The sequence below is a fragment of the Kitasatospora nipponensis genome, from assembly GCF_039528135.1.
GTDB lineage: Bacteria > Actinomycetota > Actinomycetes > Streptomycetales > Streptomycetaceae > Kitasatospora > Kitasatospora nipponensis.
Map to the genome: position 1 here is coordinate 1 of NZ_BAAALF010000523.1, position 1,020 is coordinate 1,020.

Annotated in this window: 1 protein-coding gene and 1 pseudogene; one reads left to right on the plus strand and one right to left on the minus strand. The window is 65.4% G+C overall.

Annotated elements, in window-relative coordinates; all coding sequences use genetic code 11:
• Positions 1-323 precede the first annotated feature (323 nt).
• Positions 324-623 carry a DUF3303 domain-containing protein gene (locus ABD323_RS41630; RefSeq protein WP_344447287.1) on the plus strand — a complete coding sequence of 100 codons (300 nt, stop codon included), beginning with the start codon at positions 324-326 and terminating at the stop codon, positions 621-623.
• Between the two features lie 199 nt (positions 624-822).
• On the opposite strand, the pseudogene ABD323_RS41635 reads toward ABD323_RS41630, so the two are convergent.
• Positions 823-1,020, minus strand: a pseudogene (locus ABD323_RS41635) (hypothetical protein); the annotation flags it as partial.

The following is a 1,020-nucleotide window of genomic DNA, read 5'->3' on the forward strand; positions in this document are numbered from 1 at the left end:
CTCGGGCTCCCGCAGGTACACGGCAAGGCGCGGTAGGCGCCGGCGAGCAGGCTGCCGATGGCGCTCAGCGGCAGTGCGTGGCTGTTGCAGCAAGCGGGCTGGAGAGGCCCGGTGGGGGCAACTGGATGCACCCGGAGTTGGCTCAGACGGCTGCCTGGTGACCGACAGCCGGACGTAGCACCGCCAGGAGTCGCGGCAGCACTGATGGAGGACGAGATGTTGCCGCCTCTGCCGCCCGAGGCGGGCCTGAGCGGGACGTCACCAAGTCCAAGCGAGCACGGTCAGAACCGTGCCGGTCGTGGTGCACGGAAGGAGCGAGTGCAATGAGGGTCATGCTGAGAGCCCGCCTCGACACCCAGGCCTCGAACGAGGCGATCAAGGACGGCACACTGGCGAAGATCGTGGAATCGATGATCGAACGGCTCAAGCCCGAAGCGGCCTACTTCGGCCCCGGGGAAGGCGGCAGGCACTGCACCTTCGTCTTCGACATGCAGGACAGCTCTCAGCTCCCCAGCATCGCGGAACCGCTCTTCCAGGAGCTCGGCGCGGAGTTCGAGGTTCAGCCGGTGATGACTCCCGAAGACCTGAAGAAGGGCCTTGCGGCTTGGCAGGCGCAGAGCTGACCGCTGGGACCGCAGAAACATCGAAGCCCAGGCCGGGATTTGCATCCCGACCTGGGCCTTCGGCGTATCTGCACTGCTCTGACTGGTGGGCGCAGACGGTTTCGAACCGCCGACATCCGCCTTGTAAGGGCGGCGCTCAGACTGCCTGTCACCTGGCAAGTCGTCACCTTCGAAGATCATTTAGTGGAAATTTAGGGGATCAACTCTGTTCCCAGATCCGGTCCCACCCGAGCGTCGCCATCGCCTTCTCGAAGATACCCTGCAGCCCCGCCAGGCGCTCGATCCTCGACTCCACGGTCGGGTGCTGATACACCGCCTTGATCCCGGCTCGGACATGACCGGCCTGCTCGTAGGCCAGCGGGTCCGCCACCTTCAACTCGGCCTGCAGGGAGTCGTG